This window comes from Streptomyces sp. NPDC012825 (assembly GCF_042900925.1).
In the GTDB taxonomy this organism is placed as follows: domain Bacteria; phylum Actinomycetota; class Actinomycetes; order Streptomycetales; family Streptomycetaceae; genus Streptomyces.
On record NZ_JBIBBZ010000003.1, the window covers coordinates 427,112 to 443,556 of the forward strand.

At 74.1% G+C, this 16,445-nt stretch carries 16 protein-coding genes; 15 read left to right on the forward strand and 1 reads right to left on the reverse strand.

Going from position 1 to position 16,445, the window contains the following annotated elements:
- Window positions 1-10: 10 nt before the first annotated feature.
- On the forward strand, window positions 11-544 hold the full coding sequence (locus ACFY7E_RS10555; RefSeq protein WP_383438535.1) for a YbjN domain-containing protein: 534 nt from the start codon (window positions 11-13) through the stop codon (window positions 542-544).
- A 68-nt stretch (window positions 545-612) separates the two neighbouring features.
- On the opposite strand, the gene ACFY7E_RS10560 is transcribed toward ACFY7E_RS10555, so the two are convergent.
- Entirely contained in the window at window positions 613-1,782 is a 1,170-nt protein-coding gene (locus ACFY7E_RS10560; protein ID WP_389482942.1) for a pyridoxal phosphate-dependent aminotransferase, read from the reverse strand.
- A gap of 100 nt (window positions 1,783-1,882) precedes the next feature.
- Here ACFY7E_RS10560 and ACFY7E_RS10565 point away from each other — a divergent pair, with 100 nt between their 5' ends.
- From ACFY7E_RS10565 to ACFY7E_RS10630, 14 genes are all read left to right on the forward strand, one after another.
- Window positions 1,883-2,212, forward strand: a complete 330-nt coding sequence (locus ACFY7E_RS10565) for a hypothetical protein (protein WP_389482944.1) — start codon at window positions 1,883-1,885, stop codon at window positions 2,210-2,212.
- A gap of 359 nt (window positions 2,213-2,571) precedes the next feature.
- The gene (locus ACFY7E_RS10570) at window positions 2,572-3,090 is read left to right on the forward strand and encodes a DUF2617 family protein (RefSeq protein ID WP_389482946.1); all 519 of its coding nucleotides are present in this window, start codon (window positions 2,572-2,574) and stop codon (window positions 3,088-3,090) included.
- A 75-nt stretch (window positions 3,091-3,165) separates the two neighbouring features.
- Window positions 3,166-4,827, forward strand: coding sequence for a polyamine aminopropyltransferase (locus tag ACFY7E_RS10575; RefSeq protein ID WP_389482948.1), 1,662 nt, complete (start codon window positions 3,166-3,168; stop codon window positions 4,825-4,827).
- A gap of 93 nt (window positions 4,828-4,920) precedes the next feature.
- Window positions 4,921-5,826 (forward strand): SRPBCC family protein, encoded by a 906-nt coding sequence (locus ACFY7E_RS10580; protein ID WP_389482949.1) that lies wholly within the window; start codon window positions 4,921-4,923, stop codon window positions 5,824-5,826.
- Window positions 5,827-5,935: 109 nt separating this feature from the next.
- A complete protein-coding gene (locus ACFY7E_RS10585) occupies window positions 5,936-6,721 on the forward strand; it encodes an aldose 1-epimerase (RefSeq protein WP_389483371.1) in 786 nt (261 codons plus the stop codon).
- Window positions 6,722-6,772: 51 nt separating this feature from the next.
- Entirely contained in the window at window positions 6,773-7,312 is a 540-nt protein-coding gene (pyrE, locus tag ACFY7E_RS10590) for an orotate phosphoribosyltransferase (protein WP_389482952.1), read from the forward strand.
- A gap of 222 nt (window positions 7,313-7,534) precedes the next feature.
- Window positions 7,535-8,557 (forward strand): class II fructose-bisphosphate aldolase, encoded by a 1,023-nt coding sequence (gene fbaA / locus ACFY7E_RS10595; RefSeq protein WP_125667890.1) that lies wholly within the window; start codon window positions 7,535-7,537, stop codon window positions 8,555-8,557.
- 83 nt (window positions 8,558-8,640) lie between these two features.
- The gene (locus ACFY7E_RS10600; protein ID WP_389482954.1) at window positions 8,641-9,801 is read left to right on the forward strand and encodes a MalY/PatB family protein; all 1,161 of its coding nucleotides are present in this window, start codon (window positions 8,641-8,643) and stop codon (window positions 9,799-9,801) included.
- Window positions 9,802-9,843: 42 nt separating this feature from the next.
- Entirely contained in the window at window positions 9,844-11,406 is a 1,563-nt protein-coding gene (locus ACFY7E_RS10605) for an MFS transporter (protein WP_389482956.1), read from the forward strand.
- Between the two features lie 14 nt (window positions 11,407-11,420).
- Window positions 11,421-11,834, forward strand: a complete 414-nt coding sequence (locus tag ACFY7E_RS10610) for a DUF3151 domain-containing protein (RefSeq protein WP_356539314.1) — start codon at window positions 11,421-11,423, stop codon at window positions 11,832-11,834.
- Between the two features lie 289 nt (window positions 11,835-12,123).
- Window positions 12,124-13,119: a DUF3152 domain-containing protein gene (locus ACFY7E_RS10615; protein WP_389482959.1), complete on the forward strand. Its 996-nt coding sequence runs from the start codon at window positions 12,124-12,126 to the stop codon at window positions 13,117-13,119.
- A gap of 121 nt (window positions 13,120-13,240) precedes the next feature.
- On the forward strand, window positions 13,241-14,110 hold the full coding sequence (locus ACFY7E_RS10620) for a tryptophan 2,3-dioxygenase family protein (protein WP_389482962.1): 870 nt from the start codon (window positions 13,241-13,243) through the stop codon (window positions 14,108-14,110).
- Complete coding sequence (gene kynU, locus ACFY7E_RS10625) at window positions 14,103-15,380, forward strand: kynureninase (RefSeq protein WP_389482965.1); 1,278 nt, start codon at window positions 14,103-14,105, stop codon at window positions 15,378-15,380. The genes ACFY7E_RS10620 and kynU overlap by 8 nt, the downstream gene beginning before the upstream one ends.
- Before the next feature lie 123 nt (window positions 15,381-15,503).
- Complete coding sequence (locus ACFY7E_RS10630; RefSeq protein WP_389482967.1) at window positions 15,504-16,370, forward strand: alpha/beta hydrolase family protein; 867 nt, start codon at window positions 15,504-15,506, stop codon at window positions 16,368-16,370.
- Window positions 16,371-16,445: the final 75 nt, after the last annotated feature.

Below are 16,445 nucleotides of genomic sequence, written 5' to 3' on the forward strand. Positions count from 1 at the left end.
GAAATACACGGTGAGCATCGACCCGTCCTCGATTCCGAATTTCGGGGGCCAGCCCCAGCCTCAGGCCGCAGGACCGGCGGGCCCCGTCGTCCCCGACCAGGACCTCGTCAAGCAGCTCCTCGACCAGATGGAGCTGAAGTACGTCGTCGACGACGAGGGTGACCTCGCGGCGCCGTGGGAGGAGTTCCGCACCTACTTCATGTTCCGCGGCGAGGACGAGCAGCAGGTCTTCTCGGTCCGGACGTTCTACGACCGCCCGCACTCGGCCGACGACCGCGCGAAGGTCCTCGACGCGATCGACGACTGGAACCGCCGCACCCTGTGGCCCAAGGTCTACACCCACCTGCACGAGGAGGAGGACGGCTCCGCCACCCTCCGTCTCATCGGCGAGGCCCAGATGCTGATCGGCACCGGCGTCTCCCTGGAGCACTTCGTGTCCTCCACGGTGAGCTGGGTCCGCGCCTCCATCGAGTTCGACAAGTGGATGGTGGAGCAGTTCGGCCTGGAGTCCCCGGAGGACAAGGCCGAGGGCGACGAGGCCTGAGCCCCGTCCGTGCGTGAAGGAGCCCGGCCCCCCGGTCACCGGGGGGCCGGGCTCCTTCCTTCGTGGCCTCAGGCCAGCCGCTTGAGGCGGGAGACCGCGTCCTCCAGGACCTCGGTCCTCTTGCAGAAGGCGAACCGGACGAAGGGGGCGCCCGCGTCGCGGTGGTCGTAGAAGACGGCGTTGGGGATGGCGACCACGCCGGCCCGCTCGGGCAGGGAGCGGCAGAAGGCGAAGCCGTCGGTGGTGCCGAGGGGGCGGATGTCGGTGGTGACGAAGTAGGTGCCGGAGGGGCGGTAGACCTCGAAGCCCGCCTGCGCGAGGCCCTCGCTCAGCAGGTCCCGCTTGGCCGCCAGGTCGGCGCGCAGGCCGTCGAAGTACGAGGCGGGGAGCCGGAGCGCCTCGGCGACCGCGTACTGGAACGGCCCGGCGGAGACGTACGTCAGGAACTGCTTGGCCGCGCGGACGGCCGAGGTCAGCTCGGGGCTCGCGGTGATCCAGCCGACCTTCCAGCCGGTGAACGAGAACGTCTTGCCGGCCGAGGAGATGGTGACCGTGCGCTCCCGCATGCCCGGCAGGCTCGCGAGCGGCACGTGCTCGGCGCCGTCGAAGACCAGGTGCTCGTAGACCTCGTCCGTGACGACCAACAGGTCGCGTTCGACCGCCAGTTCGGCGATGGCGGTCAGCTCGGCCCGGGTCAGGACGGTGCCGGTGGGGTTGTGCGGGGTGTTGAGCAGGAGCAGTCGCGTCCGGTCGGTGACGGCGGCCCGCAGCTCGTCCAGGTCGAGGACGTAGGAACCCTCGTGGGGGCGGAGCGTGACGGGGACGCGGGTGCCGCCGGCCATGGCGACGCAGGCCGCGTACGAGTCGTAGTACGGCTCCAGGGCGATCACCTCGTCGCCCGGCTCGACCAGGGCGAGGAGCGCGGCCGCGATGGCCTCGGTGGCGCCCGCCGTGACGAGGACCTCCGTGTCGGGGTCGTACTCCAGGCCGTACCGCTCCCGCTGGTGGTCCGTGATCGCCGTCCGCAGTTCGGGGACGCCCGGGCCCGGCGGGTACTGGTTGCCCCGGCCTTCCCGCAGGGCGCGCACCGCCGCCTCCCGGATCTCCTCCGGGCCGTCGGTGTCGGGGAAGCCCTGGCCGAGGTTGATCGCTCCCGTGCGCGCGGCGAGCGCGGACATCTCGGCGAAGATCGTCGTGCCGAACTCGGCGAGGCGGCGGTTGAGCGGCGGTCGTGTCATGCCCGCCATCCTGCGGCCAAGCTCTGGACTTGCTCAAGTGTGCTTTGGGCCGGGAACGGCATGGGAATCTCCCTCGCACAGAAGAACGGGGGTAGTACTCATGGCACTCTTCGGCACCTTCCTCACGGTGGCGGCCGTGATCGTCATCGGGCTCGTCGCCACCGCCGAGAAGCGGCGCCAGGCCGCCGCCCGGCGCACCGCCGTCCGCAGGGCCCTCACCGCGTACCGCGTCGCGGCCGCCCGCGCCCCCGCCCGGGGGACGAGGCGGAGCGGGCGGCGGAGGAGCGACGGCGGCGACAGCAGCAGCAGTGGTGGCTGGATCGGCACCGGCAGTTCCTGCGGCTCCGGCAGTTCCTGCGGGTCGAGCAGCTCCTGCGGCTCCAGCAGCTCCAGCTGCGGAGGCGGGGGCGGCTGCGGCGGCGGCAGCTGAGCGGGCGGGCCGCCGGCCACGGGGGTGTCGGCGGCCCGCCGGTACGGGCGTGCGGGTGGACGGGGGCCGCCGGTTTTCGGCCGGCGGCCGTCCCGGGCACACGGGGCCGTCCGCCGGCGTGCGCCCCGGCGGACGATTCCGATTGAACAAGTGAACTGTGGGGTCCCCGAAGGGGTTGGAAACCACGGCAAGTTGGGTAAAAACGCTGCGAGTCGTCCGGCGTCCGTGGTTCTCTCGCTCCTGACAAGACAGCCCTCGGACCGTGTGTGGACCCGAGCCGGCGATTCCCCACTCCCGTTGAAATCCTTCACCGGGGCGCCCCCGGCCCACCCGTCAAACCGTGTTTGCGGAGCCGACCCATGCTCACCACCCTGAAGACCTCCTACACCGACACGCGCGCGGCCGACCTGGCCTGGGCGCTCGGGCGCGAGCCGCTGCCCGCCCTCGCCGTCCTCGACCTCGAACTCTCCGGCGCCAAAATCCAGTTGAGGCTGCTCGGCGCCTCCCACCAGGTCCTCCTCGAAGAGGAGGGACGCACCTGTTCGGAGACCGTGGCGTGCATGCCCGGCAGCAGCACCCCCCTCCCGCTCGGCGTCTCCAAGCGCGTCGACGGCCGGGAGTACGAATTCGCCGCGCGCGTCGAGACGCTCTCGGACGGCTGCTTCGCGGGCCGCGCGCAGGAGTTGCTCGCGCTCGTCGCCGACCACCCGCACGGACTCGCCGGCACCTTCCCGGGCTCCCCGCACGCCTTCACGGCCCTGCTGGTCCAGCGCCACGAGGGCCAGGTGCGGTGGCGGACCTGGCACGCCTACCCGCAGGAAGGGCAGTTGGTGGTGACCAGGACCAGGGTCGGCGTACGTATGCCCGCCACGCTCTGATGCGCCCCCCCGAAAGCCCCCTGTGTACCCGTGCGAGTGACGAGGGGTGCCCGGAGAGTGACGTAGCGTTACCGCATGATCGAGCCGACCGTGACCATGCGACCCCAGGAGCGGGTGCGGCGGGCGCCCGCGCGGCCGCCCGTCCGGCCGCGCGAGGCGGTGCGGCTCCCGGTCCTGGCGGTGGTCTTCGTCTGCGCCGCCTGCGGCCTGGTCTACGAGCTCGAACTGGTGGCCCTCTCCTCGTACTTGATCGGGGACTCGGTCACCCAGGCCTCCGTCGTGCTCTCCGTGATGGTGTTCGCGATGGGGGTGGGCTCGCTCCTCGCCAAGCGGCTGCGCTGCCGCGCCGCCGTCGGCTTCGGCCTGGTCGAGGCCGCGCTCGCGCTGGTCGGCGGCTGCTCGGCGATGACGCTGTACGCGGCCTTCGCCTGGTTCGGCGAGTCGCGGTACGTGGTCGTGGCGTTCTCGCTCGCGATCGGGGTGCTCATCGGCGCGGAGATCCCCCTCCTGATGTCGCTGTTGCAGCGGACCGGACGGAAGGGGGCGTCCGGGGAGCCGGACGACGCGGCCGGGACGGTCGCCGACCTCTTCGCCGCCGACTACGTCGGCGCGCTGGTCGGCGGCCTCGCCTTCCCGTTCCTGCTGCTCCCCTGGCTCGGCCAGCTCACCGGGGCGCTCGTCACCGGCGCGGTGAACGCCGTCGCGGGCGGCGGGCTCGTCCTCTGGGTGTTCCGCCGCGACCTGACCGCCCGCTCCCGGGCCCTGCTCCTCGCCGTGAACCTGGGCGTCCTGGCCGTCCTCGCCACCGCGACCGTCCTCGTCGACGACTTCGAGCAGGCCGCGCGCCGGGCCGTGTACGGGGAGCACGTGCGGGTCGCCCTCCACACCGACCTCCAGGAGGTCGTGGTCACCGGGGGCCCGGAGGAGCCGCCCGACCTGTTCCTCGACGGCCGGCTCCGGGTCTCGGGGGCGGACGAGTACCGCTACCACGAGGCGCTCGTCCACCCCGCGATGAACGGTCCGCACGCGCGCGTCCTGATCGTCGGCGGCGGGGACGGGATGGCCGCCCGCGAGGTGCTGCGCCACCCCGGCGTCCGGTCCCTGACCGTCGTGGAGCTCGACCCCGGGGTCGTCCGCCTCGCCCGCACCGACCCGGCGCTCGCCCGGCTCAACGCGCGGGCGTTCCGCGACCCGCGCGTCCGGGTCGTCCACGAGGACGCCTTCCACTGGCTGCGGGGGGCCGCCGACCGGGTGCGGGAACGTTACGACGTGGTGATCTCCGACCTGCCCGACCCCGGGATCACCTCCAGCACCAAGCTGTACTCGGAGGAGTTCCACGGGCTCGTGGCCCGGGTCCTCGCCCCGTCCGGGCGGTTCGCCGTCCACGCCGGCTCGGTCACCGACCGGCCCCACACCTACTGGACGGTCGACTCCACCCTGCGCGCCGCCGGTTTCGCGACCCGGCCCTACAGCGCGAGCGGCCGCACCCCCGGTTTCGCCGCGGGCCCCGACCGCGCCGACCGCGCCGCCGGTACGGGCCCGGGGCCCTGCGACTGGGGTTTCCTCCTGGCCGTCCGGGGCGGCCGGCCGCCCGTCCTCGGCCTCGCTCCCGACGGGCCCCGGCCGCGCTCGCTCGACGCGGAGACGCTGGCGGCCGACGCCCGCCGCGCCGAACGGACCCGGGGCGCAGGGGCCCCGCCCTCCTCGACGCTGGTGCACCCGCGGTACGGCGACTGAGGGAGGGGAGCGGGGGCGTCCGGGGGAGGCGGGGGCGCCCGGCACGGGGCGAACAGGCGACGCGGGGCCCCGCTCTGAGTAGGCTCGGCTCCCATGGAGCATGAGGTGTTCGTCCCGGTAACCGCCGAGGCCCTGCGCGCGACGCTCACGGACCCGGCCCGTGTGGTGCGCTGCGTGCCCGGTCTCCAGCGCGACGCCGACGCTGAGGGGGACCCCCTCGCGGGCCGGCTCAAGGTCCGGATCGGCGGCCGCACCATCACCTATCGGGGCGCGCTGCGGATCGTCGAGCGGGACGGCGCCATCACCTACGAGGGCGAGGGCGCCGAGGCCCGGGGCAAGGGCGAGGCGGAGCTGTCGCTCACCGTGGTCCTCACCCCGGTGGCCGAGGGAACGAACCTGAGCTTCACGGGCGCCCTGTCGGCGACCGGCCGACTGGCCGACGAGACGGACGCGGCCCGCGCCGCGACGGGCGCCCGCCTGCTCGACCGGTTCGTGGAGGCGCTGGTGGCGGCGGGGGCGGCGGGAGAGGTCCCGGAGGAGAGCGCCGGTGCCGACGCCGACTCCGTACGTGACGGGGGCGCCGGGGCCGGTGCCGAGGTCGACGGCCTCGAAGGCATCGAGGGCATCGAGGGCATCGACGGCGAAGGTGCCGGTGACGGTGTCGACGACGGTGTGGAGGAGCCCGCCGGCCACGGCTCCGTCTTCGACGCGCCGGGGCCGCCCCCCGCCCTGGGCCCCCTCCCCGGCGAGGGCCTCGGGGACGAGCCGATCGAGTTCCCCGCCCCGCAGCCCGCCGCCGAGGCCGCCCACGCGCGCCGGACGATGATCGGGCGGAGCGCCGAGGAGGTCGACCACGCCCCGCCGCGCGGTCGGTACGCCCCCGTCCCCGCTCCGGAGACGAGCAGCGCCGGGGACACCCTGCGCTGGATCGCCCCGGCGGCGGCCCTCGCACTCGCCTCCGCCGTCGTCGTGGGCCGGGCCCTGCGGCGACGCCGCTGAGAAACGCGTGGCGGTGCCGCCGAGGGCCCCCTCCGCGACACCCCCGGGAGCGCCGTCGAACCGGTCGGCCGCGTTCCGTGCGTCACGGGCTTAGGGTCGAAGCGTGAGCATGCAGACGCGACTGACGGCGGGCGACGCCGAGTTGACCATCAACCCCGACAACGGCTGCCGGATCGAGGGCCTGCGCATCGGCGGCACCGAGGTGCTGCGCCAGGGCGAGCGGTACGGAAGCTTCCCGATGGTGCCCTGGTGCGGGCGGACCGAGAACGGGCTCTTCCGCAACGGCGCCACCACCCACCAACTCCCGGTCAACGCGCCTCCGCACGCCATCCACGGCACCGTCCGCGACCTCGCCTGGAAGACCGCCCGCACCTCGGCGACCGAGGCCGTTCTCGTCTGCGAGCTGGGCGATCCCTGGCCGTACGGGGGCCGGGTCACCCAGGTCTTCGAGCTGGCCGAGGACTCCCTCACGCTCCGCTTCGGCGTCGAGGCCTACGACGCCTCGTTCCCGGCCCAGGCCGGCTGGCACCCGTGGTTCCTGCGCAACCTCGGCCGGGGCGGTCAGGACGTACGGGTCGACTTCGCGCCCGCCTGGCAGGAGGAGCGCGGCGCGAACCACCTCCCCACCGGCCGCCGCATCGACCCCCTCCCCGGCCCGTGGGACGACTGCTTCGGCATGCCCGACGGCGTCGACGTGACCCTCACCTGGCCGGAGGAGCTGGAGCTGAGGGTCACCAGCCGCACCGAGTGGGTCGTGCTCTACGACGAGCAGGCGGAGGCGGTCTGCGTCGAGCCGCAGTCCGGCCCCCCGAACGGCCTCAACACCCATCCGCGCCTGGTCACCCCGATCGACCCCCTGGAGATCGAGAGCACCTGGAGCTGGCATCGCCTCTGACCAGCGGGACCCCAGGGCCTGGCCGGCGGGTCAGGCCCTAAGCTCAGGACCATGACTGACGTACGCGCTGAGCTGCTCCAGCAGATCAAGGACAAGGCCGTGGTGCACGGCAAGGTGACCCTCTCCTCGGGTCTGGAAGCCGACTACTACATCGACCTGCGCCGGATCACGCTGGACGGCGAGGCCGCCCCGCTGGTGGGGCAGGTCATGCTCGACCTCACGGCCGACCTGGACTTCGACTGCGTCGGCGGTCTGACCCTGGGCGCCGACCCGGTCGCCACCTCGATGCTGCACGCCTCCGCCGCGCGCGGACAGCGTCTGGACGCCTTCGTCGTGCGGAAGGCGCAGAAGGCGCACGGCATGCAGCGCCGCATCGAGGGCACGGACGTCAAGGGCCGCCGCTGCCTCGTCGTCGAGGACACCTCGACCACCGGCGGCTCGCCGTTGACCGCCGTCGAGGCCGTCCGCGAGGCGGGCGGCGAGGTCGTCGCCGTGGCGACGATCGTGGACCGGGGCGCCTCCGGTGCCATCGCCGAGGCGGGGCTGCCGTACCTCACCGGCTACCAGCTGGGCGACCTCGGCCTGGCGTAACTGCCGCGAAGTCGTGACGTAGGACCCGGGTCGGGGGCAGAACCGCTCTGACCTGCGCTTTTCCCCAGGGGCGGGGTGTTTCACGTGAAACACCCCGCCCCTCGGTGTGCCGGGCCCATGGGAGCCCGGACAAGAGTCTGGAAGGATGGGGGCGACGATGACGTCGCCCCCAGGTCAGGGACAGCAACAGCACACACCCCGCACATCACAAGGAGCGGACGAATGCCCATCGCAACCCCCGAGGTCTACAACGAGATGCTCGACCGGGCGAAGGCAGGCAAGTTCGCCTACCCGGCCATCAACGTGACCTCGTCCCAGACCCTGCACGCTGCTCTGCGCGGCTTCGCGGAGGCCGAGAGCGACGGCATCATCCAGATCTCGACCGGCGGTGCCGAGTTCCTGGGCGGTCAGTACAACAAGGACATGGTCACGGGCGCCGTCGCCCTGGCCGAGTTCGCGCACATCGTCGCCGCGAAGTACGACATCACGGTCGCCCTGCACACCGACCACTGCCCGAAGGACAAGCTGGACGGCTACGTCCGTCCGCTGCTCGACGTCTCCGCCGAGCGCGTCGCCCGGGGCGACAACCCGCTGTTCCAGTCGCACATGTGGGACGGCTCCGCCGAGACCCTCGCGGACAACCTGGCCATCGGTCAGGAGCTGCTCGCGAAGGCCGCCGCCGCCAAGATCATCCTTGAGGTCGAGATCACCCCGACCGGCGGCGAGGAGGACGGCGTCACCCACGAGATCAACGACGAGCTGTACACCACCGTCGACGACGCGATCCGCACCGCCGAGGCCCTGGGCCTGGGCGAGAAGGGCCGCTACCTGCTCGCCGCGTCCTTCGGCAACGTGCACGGCGTCTACAAGCCGGGCAACGTCGTGCTCCGCCCCGAGCTGCTCAAGGACCTCCAGGCCGGTGTCGCCGCGAAGTTCGGCAAGGCCGACCCGTTCGACTTCGTCTTCCACGGCGGCTCGGGCTCCACGGCCGAGGAGATCGCCACCGCGCTGGAGAACGGCGTCGTGAAGATGAACCTCGACACCGACACCCAGTACGCCTTCACCCGTCCGGTCGTGGACCACATGTTCCGCAACTACGACGGCGTCCTGAAGGTCGACGGCGAGGTCGGCAAGAAGTCCACCTACGACCCGCGCACCTGGGGCAAGCTGGCCGAGGCGGGCATGGCCGTCCGCGTGACCGAGGCGTGCGCCGCGCTGCGCTCGACCGGCACCAAGCTGAAGTAAGCACGTCAGGGGCGAAGGGCCCGGCACCCCGGGAGCGGGGTGCCGGGCCCTTCGCATGCCGACGAGAGGGGTGAGAGGGCCCGATGTACGACTTCGACCGGGAGATCGACCGGCGCGGCACCTGGTCCGTCCAGTGGGACGGGATCGCGGACCGCTTCGGCGTGCCCGACCTGCTGCCCTTCACCATCTCCGACATGGACTTCGCCTCCCCTCCGGAGGTCCTCGCCGCCCTCCGCGAGCGCGTCGGCCACGGGGTCTTCGGCTACACGGACTGGCGGCTCGGCGACTTCCGCGAGGCGGTACGCCACTGGTACGCGAGCCGGTACGACACCGCGATCGACCCGGACTCCCTGGTGTACGCGCCCTCCGTGCTCAACCAGCTCTCGCAGCTCCTGCGGATGTGGACCGCGCCCGGGGACGGCGTCGTCGTCCACACCCCCACGTACGACGGCTTCCGCAAGGCCGTGACCGGGCTCGGGCGCGAGCTGCGCGGGGTGCCGGCCGGGGACGCGGAGGCCCTGGAGCGCGAGCTGGCCCGGCCGGACAGCCGGATGCTGCTGCTCTGCTCCCCGCACAACCCGACCGGCCGGGTGTGGACGGAGGCGGAGCTGACCGCCTTCGCGGAGCTGGCCGAGCGGCACGGCGCGAGCGTCGTCAGCGACGAGATCCACGCGGACCTGACCGGCGAGGGTCACCGGCACGTGCCGTGGACCCGGATCGCGGAGCGGGGCCGGGGGCGCCGCTGGGCGCTGGTCACCTCGGGCACCAAGGCCTTCAACTTCCCCGCGCTCTCCGGCTCGTACGGGATCGTGGGCGACCCCGACGAGCGCGAGGCGTTCGTGCGGCGCATGGAGACCGGCGAGGGGCTCGCCTCGCCCGCCGTGCTCTCGCTGACCGCCCACATCGCCGCGTACCGGCACGGCGCGGCCTGGCTGGACGAGCTGCGCGGCTATGTCGCGGGCACGATGGAGCTGGTCCGGGAGCGGCTGGCCGAGGGGCTTCCCGGGGTGGTCTGGGAGCCCCCGCAGGCCGGTTACCTGGCCTGGATCGACCTGCGGCCCCTCGGGATCGAGGAGACCCGGCTCCAGGAGGAGCTGGTGACGGCGGAGAAGGTCGCGATCATGCCGGGCGGGACGTACGGCACGCCGGGCTTCGTCCGGCTGAACGTGGGCTGCCCCCGGAAGAAGGCGGAACGGGGCGTGGAGGCCCTGGTCAGGGCGGCCGGGCGGCTGCGGACCGCCTGAGACCGTCGCGCGGGGCGGCGCGTTTCGCGGGACCATGCGGACATGACGGGTACGGCGGGCACGGGCGAGCGGAACGTACGGATGTCCTCCGGGACCGGTCGCTGGATCGTCTTCACCACCGTCCTGGGCTCGGGGATGGCGCTGCTCGACTCCACCGTCGTCAACGTCGCCCTGCCGCACATCGGCGCGGACCTCGGTGCCGACCTGGCCGTCCTCCAGTGGACGGTCAACGCCTACATGCTGACCCTGGCCGGGCTCATCCTGCTCGGCGGATCGCTCGGCGACCGGTTCGGACGGCGCCGGGTCTTCGTGACCGGGGTGGTGTGGTTCGCCGCCGCCTCGCTGCTCTGCGGCCTCGCCCCGGACGCCGGGGTGCTGATCGCGGCCCGCGCCCTCCAGGGCGTGGGCGGGGCGCTGCTCACGCCCGGGTCGCTCGCGCTGATCCAGGCGAGCTTCCACGAGGACGACCGGGCCAGGGCCGTCGGGCTCTGGTCGGGCTTCGGCGGGGTGGGCGCGGCGATCGGGCCGTTCGTCGGCGGCTGGCTGGTGGACGGGCCGGGCTGGCGGTGGGTGTTCCTCCTGAACGTGCCGCTCGCCCTCGTCTGCGTGCCGGTCGCCCTCCGGCACGTGCCGGAGTCGCGGGACGAGGCGGCGCACGGCCGCTTCGACGTGCTCGGTGCGGCCCTGGGCGCGGCGGCGCTCGCGCTCGTGACGTACGCGCTGATCGGGGCGGCCTGGTGGGCGGGGGCGGCCGGGATCGTGGCCGGGGCCTGCTTCGTGGGGGTGGAGCGGCGGCGAGGGGAAGCGGCGATGGTGCCGCCGTCGATCTTCCGCTCGAAGACCTTCACGGCCGTCAACCTCGTCACCCTCTGCGTGTACGCGGCCTTCGGCGGGTTCTTCTTCCTGGCGGCCCTCCAGCTCCAGGTGGTCGCCGGCTACTCGGCGCTCGCCGCCGGCACGGCCCTGCTGCCGACGACCGTGCTCATGCTGCTCCTCTCGGCGAGGTCCGGGGAGCTGGGGGAGCGGATCGGCCCCCGGATCCCGCTCACGGTCGGGCCGCTCCTCTGCGCCGCCGGGATGCTGCTGATGCTGCGGGTGGGGGAGGACGCCTCGTACGTACGGGACGTGCTGCCCGCCCTGCTCGTGCTCGGGCTCGGCATGACGGCCCTGGTCGCCCCGCTGACCGCGACCGTCCTCGCCTCGGTGGACGTGGCCCGGGCGGGCCTGGCGAGCGGGATCAACAACGCGGCGGCGCGGGCGGCCGGGCTGCTCGCCGTGGCCGCGCTGCCGTTGCTGGCCGGGATGGGCCCGGAGGCGTACCGCTCGGCGGCCGAGTTCGGCGAGACCTTCCGGCGCGCGATGCCGATGTGCGCGGGGATCCTGGTGGCGGGCGCGGTCCTGGCCTGGACGACGATGCGGGGCCCGGGGGCCGGGGCCGGGGCCGGTGGGGGCGCGGGTTCCGGGACCGGAGCGGAGACCGGTGCGGAGGCCCGCTGCCATCCGGAGTGCCGGGTGCACTGCGGGGTGCAGGCCCCGCCCCTCGACCCGGGCGGCCGGAACGCCGCGGAGCACCGACCCGGGGGCGGTTCGGGGCACCCGCACTGAGGCAGACTGGGCCCATGGCCATCCACGAGAACCTCCTGGGGGGACCCGCCCCCACCCACCTGCCCGACGAACCGGGTCCGCGCGAGCTGCTCGCGAGCGGCACGGCTCCGGCGGAGGTCGCCGCGAAGTACCCGACCTCCTCGCTCGCCTGGGCGCGCCTCGCCGACGACGCCTTCGAGGGCGGCCGGGTCGTCGAGTCGTACGCCTACGCCCGCACCGGCTACCACCGGGGCCTGGACGCCCTGCGCCGCAGCGGCTGGAAGGGCCACGGCCCGGTCCCGTGGGAGCACGAGCCGAACCGCGGCTTCCTGCGCGCGCTGCACGCCCTGGCCCGGGCGGCCGGCGAGATCGGCGAGAAGGAGGAGTACGAGCGCTGCACGACCTTCCTGCGCGACTCCTCGGAGACGGCGGCGGAGACGCTCGGCTGACACCGGTCGACACCGGCGGATCCCTCGGGTCCCCCGGGCGGGGGGGGGGGGGGGGGGGGGGCCCCCCCCCCCCCCCCCGCCGCTCTTCCGGAGCCGTACGGCCCCGGATGTTCTTCCGGAACCGTTCCCCGACCGTTCCCCGGTGACTTTTCGGGGAACCGTCCCCGCGCCTTTCGAGTCTGTTCGAACGGGACCGGTACGATCCCCGGAACCGCAGCACCGACCACGCCGGTACGAGGTCTCGCTTCCTCTTCCCCCCACACCGGCCGCACCAGGGGAGAAGTCCGTCGTGGGCAAACGTGCCGCATCCGCAGGACGGCGACGAGCGCGGAGCCGCCGGCGGGACGGGGGCGGACGCGGTCCCGTGCGCCGGCTCGTCCTCCCCGCCCTGCTCCTGGCGTCCCTCGCGCTCGGCGGCGGCGCGGCCCTCGCCCACTTCAACGGCGGGGCGGCGACCGACGGCAGGGCCGCCCCGGCGCTGCCCGTGCCCGACCCCGAGGCCGCCGACGCGGAACCCGCGACCGCTCCGCCCGCGCCCCGGCCCGCCACGGCGAGACCGGCCCCGCCGACGACGCGGACGCCGGGACCGGAGCGGACGCCCGCGCCGACACGGACACCGACGCCGACGCCGAAGGCGGTGCCGAAACCGGTGCCGACGCCGACGCCGACGCCGACGCCGAAGCCCGGTGCCCTCTCGGAGAGGCCCGTCGTGCCGAAGTCCGGCCCCGGGACCTTCACCACCGCGCAGGCCTCCGGCGCCCCCACCGGCGCGAGCGGCGTCCTGCGCCTCTACCGTGTCCAGGTCGAGGACGGCATCGGCGTGGAGGCGGACGGGGCGGCCGCCGAGATCCAGCGGATCCTGGCCCATCCGCGCGGCTGGGCCGCGCACGGCCGGGGCCGCTTCCAGCTGGTCTCCGCCCAGGAGGAGGCCGACTTCGTCGTCCGGATCGCCACCCCCGACACGGCGGACGCGCTCTGCCTGCGCGAGGGCCTCGACACCGGCGGCGAGCTGAACTGCGAGACGACCGACGGCGTCGTCGTGAACCTCCGGCGGTGGATGCTCGGCTCGCCGACCTTCACGGGGGAGCCCGCCGAGTACCGGCACCTGATCATCAACCACGAGGTCGGCCACGAGATCGGCATCCGGCAGCACATGGCCTGCCCGGGGCCGGGAAAGCTCGCGCCCGCGATGATGCAGCAGATCAAGGGCCTGGACGGCTGCCTTTCGAACGCTTATCCGTACGCCGAAGACGGGAGCTACATCACGGGGCCGATCGTGCCATGATGCGTGTGGGACGGTGCGCGACGGAGCGCGCCTCCCGAGGGGACCGGAGCTCCCGTGCCGCACGAGGTGCCGCACGGTGCGAGCGGACCGCTACCCGGTAGAACGTACCGAGGAGACAGAAATGTCCACCTTCCCGGGTTCTCCCGATGCCTCCGACACCTCCGGAGGCGGTTCGGTCGCCGACGACCCGAACCTCGACTTCGCGGGCACGACGCCGTACGAGGACTACGTCCGGGCGGACGTCCTCACCCATCTCCAGGAACTCCGTTCGGACGACCCCGGAGAGATGGTCTTCCTGGTCACCACCCAGGTCATGGAGCTGTGGTTCACGGTGATCGTCCACGAGTGGGAGACCGCGAGCCGCGCCCTGCGCGAGGACCGGATCCCCATCGCGATGGACGCGCTCAAGCGCTCCGTGCGCGAGCTGGAGGCCCTGAACCACTCCTGGCACCCGCTCGCCCAGCTCACCCCCGCCCAGTTCAACTCCTACCGGGGCTCCCTGGGCGAGGGCTCCGGCTTCCAGTCCGCGATGTACCGGCGGATGGAGTTCCTGCTCGGCGACAAGTCCGCGTCCATGCTCGTCCCGCACCGGGGCGCGCCCCGCGTCCACGCCGAGCTGGAGAAAGCGCTCCACGAGCCGAGCCTGTACGACGAGGTCCTCGGCCTGCTCGCCCGGCGCGGCCTGCCCGTCCCGGCCGCCGTCCTGAACCGCGACCTCTCGGGGCGGTACGAGCCCTCGCCCGAGGTCGAGGCGGTCTGGGCCGGGATCTACGCGGACCCCGACCAGAACGCCGAGCTGGTCCGGCTCGGCGAGGCCCTCAGCGACGTGGCCGAGCTGGTCTGGCGCTGGCGCAACGACCACCTGGTGGCGACCCGGCGCGCGATGGGCGCCAAGACCGGCACCGGCGGTTCGGCCGGCGTGGCCTGGCTGGAGAAGCGGGCCCGGAAGAACGTGTTCCCCGAGCTCTGGACGGCCCGCAGCCATGTCTGATCTCCTCAAGGGCCGTCTCAAGGACCAGCTCAAGGACCGCCTCAAGAGCCGTCGCGAGAACCACCTCGAAACCCGGGCCCGGGACCTCGACGCGGCCGACGAACTGGCCGGGCACCGCGAGAGGTTCGCCCTCGACCCGGACACCGTCTACCTCGACGGCAACTCGCTCGGCGCGCTGCCCGCCCACGTCCCGGCCCGCATGGCCGACGTCATCACCCGCGAGTGGGGCGAGCTGCGCATCCGCTCCTGGGACGAGTCCGGCTGGTGGACCGCCCCCGAGCGGGTCGGCGAGCGGATCGCACCGATCGTCGGCGCCGGTCCCGGGCAGATCGTGGTCGGCGACTCGACCAGCGTCAACGTCTTCAAGGCGGTCGTCGCCGCCGCCCGGCTGGCGGGCGACGGACGCGACGAGATCCTGGTGGACGCCACGACCTTTCCCACGGACGGGTACATCGCGGAGTCGGCCGCGCGGATGACGGGTCACCGGATCGTGCCCCTCGCCCCGGCCGCGATGGCGGAGGCGGCGGGCCCGCGCACGGCCGCCGCCCTCGTCAACCACGTGGACTTCCGCAGCGGCCGGCTCCACGACCTGCCCGGCATCACGGCCGCCCTGCACGCGGCGGGCGCGCTCGCCGTCTGGGACCTGTGCCACAGCGCGGGCGCCCTGCCCGTCGGCCTGGACGCCCACGGGGTCGACCTGGCCGTCGGCTGCACGTACAAGTACCTGAACGGCGGCCCCGGTTCGCCCGCCTACCTGTACGTCGCCGGGCGCCACCAGGCCGCCTTCGACTCACCGCTGCCCGGCTGGACCTCGCACGCCGACCCGTTCGCCATGACCCCCGGGTACGAGGCGGCGGCGGGCGCCGTGCGGGGCCGGGTCGGCACCCCCGACATCCTCTCCCTCCTCGCGCTCGAAGCGGCGCTGGACGTGTGGGACGGGGTCGCGATCGAGGACGTGCGGGCCAAGTCCCTCGCCCTGACGGACTTCTTCCTGGAGTGCGTCCGGGCGTACGCCCCCGGGGGCCGGGTCGAGCCGGTCACGCCGGAGGCGCACGGCGAGCGCGGCAGCCAGGTCGCGCTGCGCTGCGCGGAGGCCCCGGCGGTGATGGCCGAGCTGATCCGGCGCGGGATCGTGGGCGACCTGCGCCGCCCGGACGTCCTGCGGTTCGGCTTCACGCCGCTGTACGTCGGGTTCGCGGACGCGGAGCGCGCGGCGCGGGTCCTGGCGGAGGTCCTCGCGGACGTGCCCGCCGGCGTTCCCGCCGAGTAGGGGGTGCGCGGCCTCCGGTCGGTCGTACGGTCCGACGATCACCTGATCCGCGGGGTTCCGGTCCTGGTACCGTCCCCGCAGGTCAGGCCAATTCGGCCCCGTACCCGAGAGGTTGGAACAGCCATGGATCCCGCCGCGCGCGACGCCGCCGAAGAGGCGTCGGCCTTCTCGCACCCGGCCGTCGCCCCGGACGCCACCGCGGCGTACGGCGACCACCCCGACCAGGTGGTCGACTTCTTCGCCCCGCGCGACGGGCGCGTCCGGGCCCCGCTGGTCGTCGCCCTGCACGGCGGCGCCTGGCGGGCGCCGTACGACCGGGCGCACCTGTCGCCGTTCGCGGACTTCCTGGCCCGGCGCGGCTTCGCCGTCGCCAGCGTCGAGTACCGGCGCGGCGGCGGCCTGCCCCACCGGGGCGGCGCGGCCCCGGTCGCCGGGCGCTGGCCCGAGACCTTCGACGACGTGGCCGCCGCCCTGGACGCCGTACCGGAGCTCGCCGCCGCGCACCTGCCGCAGGCCGACACGGACCGGATCGTGCTCACCGGGCACTCGGCCGGCGGGCACCTGGCCCTGTGGGCCGCCGCCCGGCACGTCCTGCCCGCCGGCTCGCCCTGGCGGCTGCCCGGACCGCCGCCGCTGCGCGGGGTCGTCGCCCTCGCCCCGATCGCCCACTTCGCGCGGGCGGTCGAGCTGGGGGTGTGCGGCGGCGCGGTCACCGAACTCCTCGGCGGGCCGGAGGCGTACGGGGAGCGGGCGGCCTCCGCCGACCCGGCCGCCCTCCTTCCGACCGGGATCGCGACCACCGTCGTGCAGGGCCGCGAGGACGTGGTCGTGCCGTACGCGGTGGCCGACGCGTACGCGGAGGCGGCGGCGCAGGCGGGCGAGACGGTCGGCCTGACGCTCCTGGAGGAGACCGGCCACTTCCCGCCGATCGACCCGGCGACGGACGCGTGCGCGGTGGCGGCGGAGGAGATCGCCCAGCTGGCCTGGTGACGGGACCCTTCGTAGTACTCAGGACGGACGGGGAAGGATCCGTACGGAGCGGGACGACCCGCTCCGGCGGCCCCC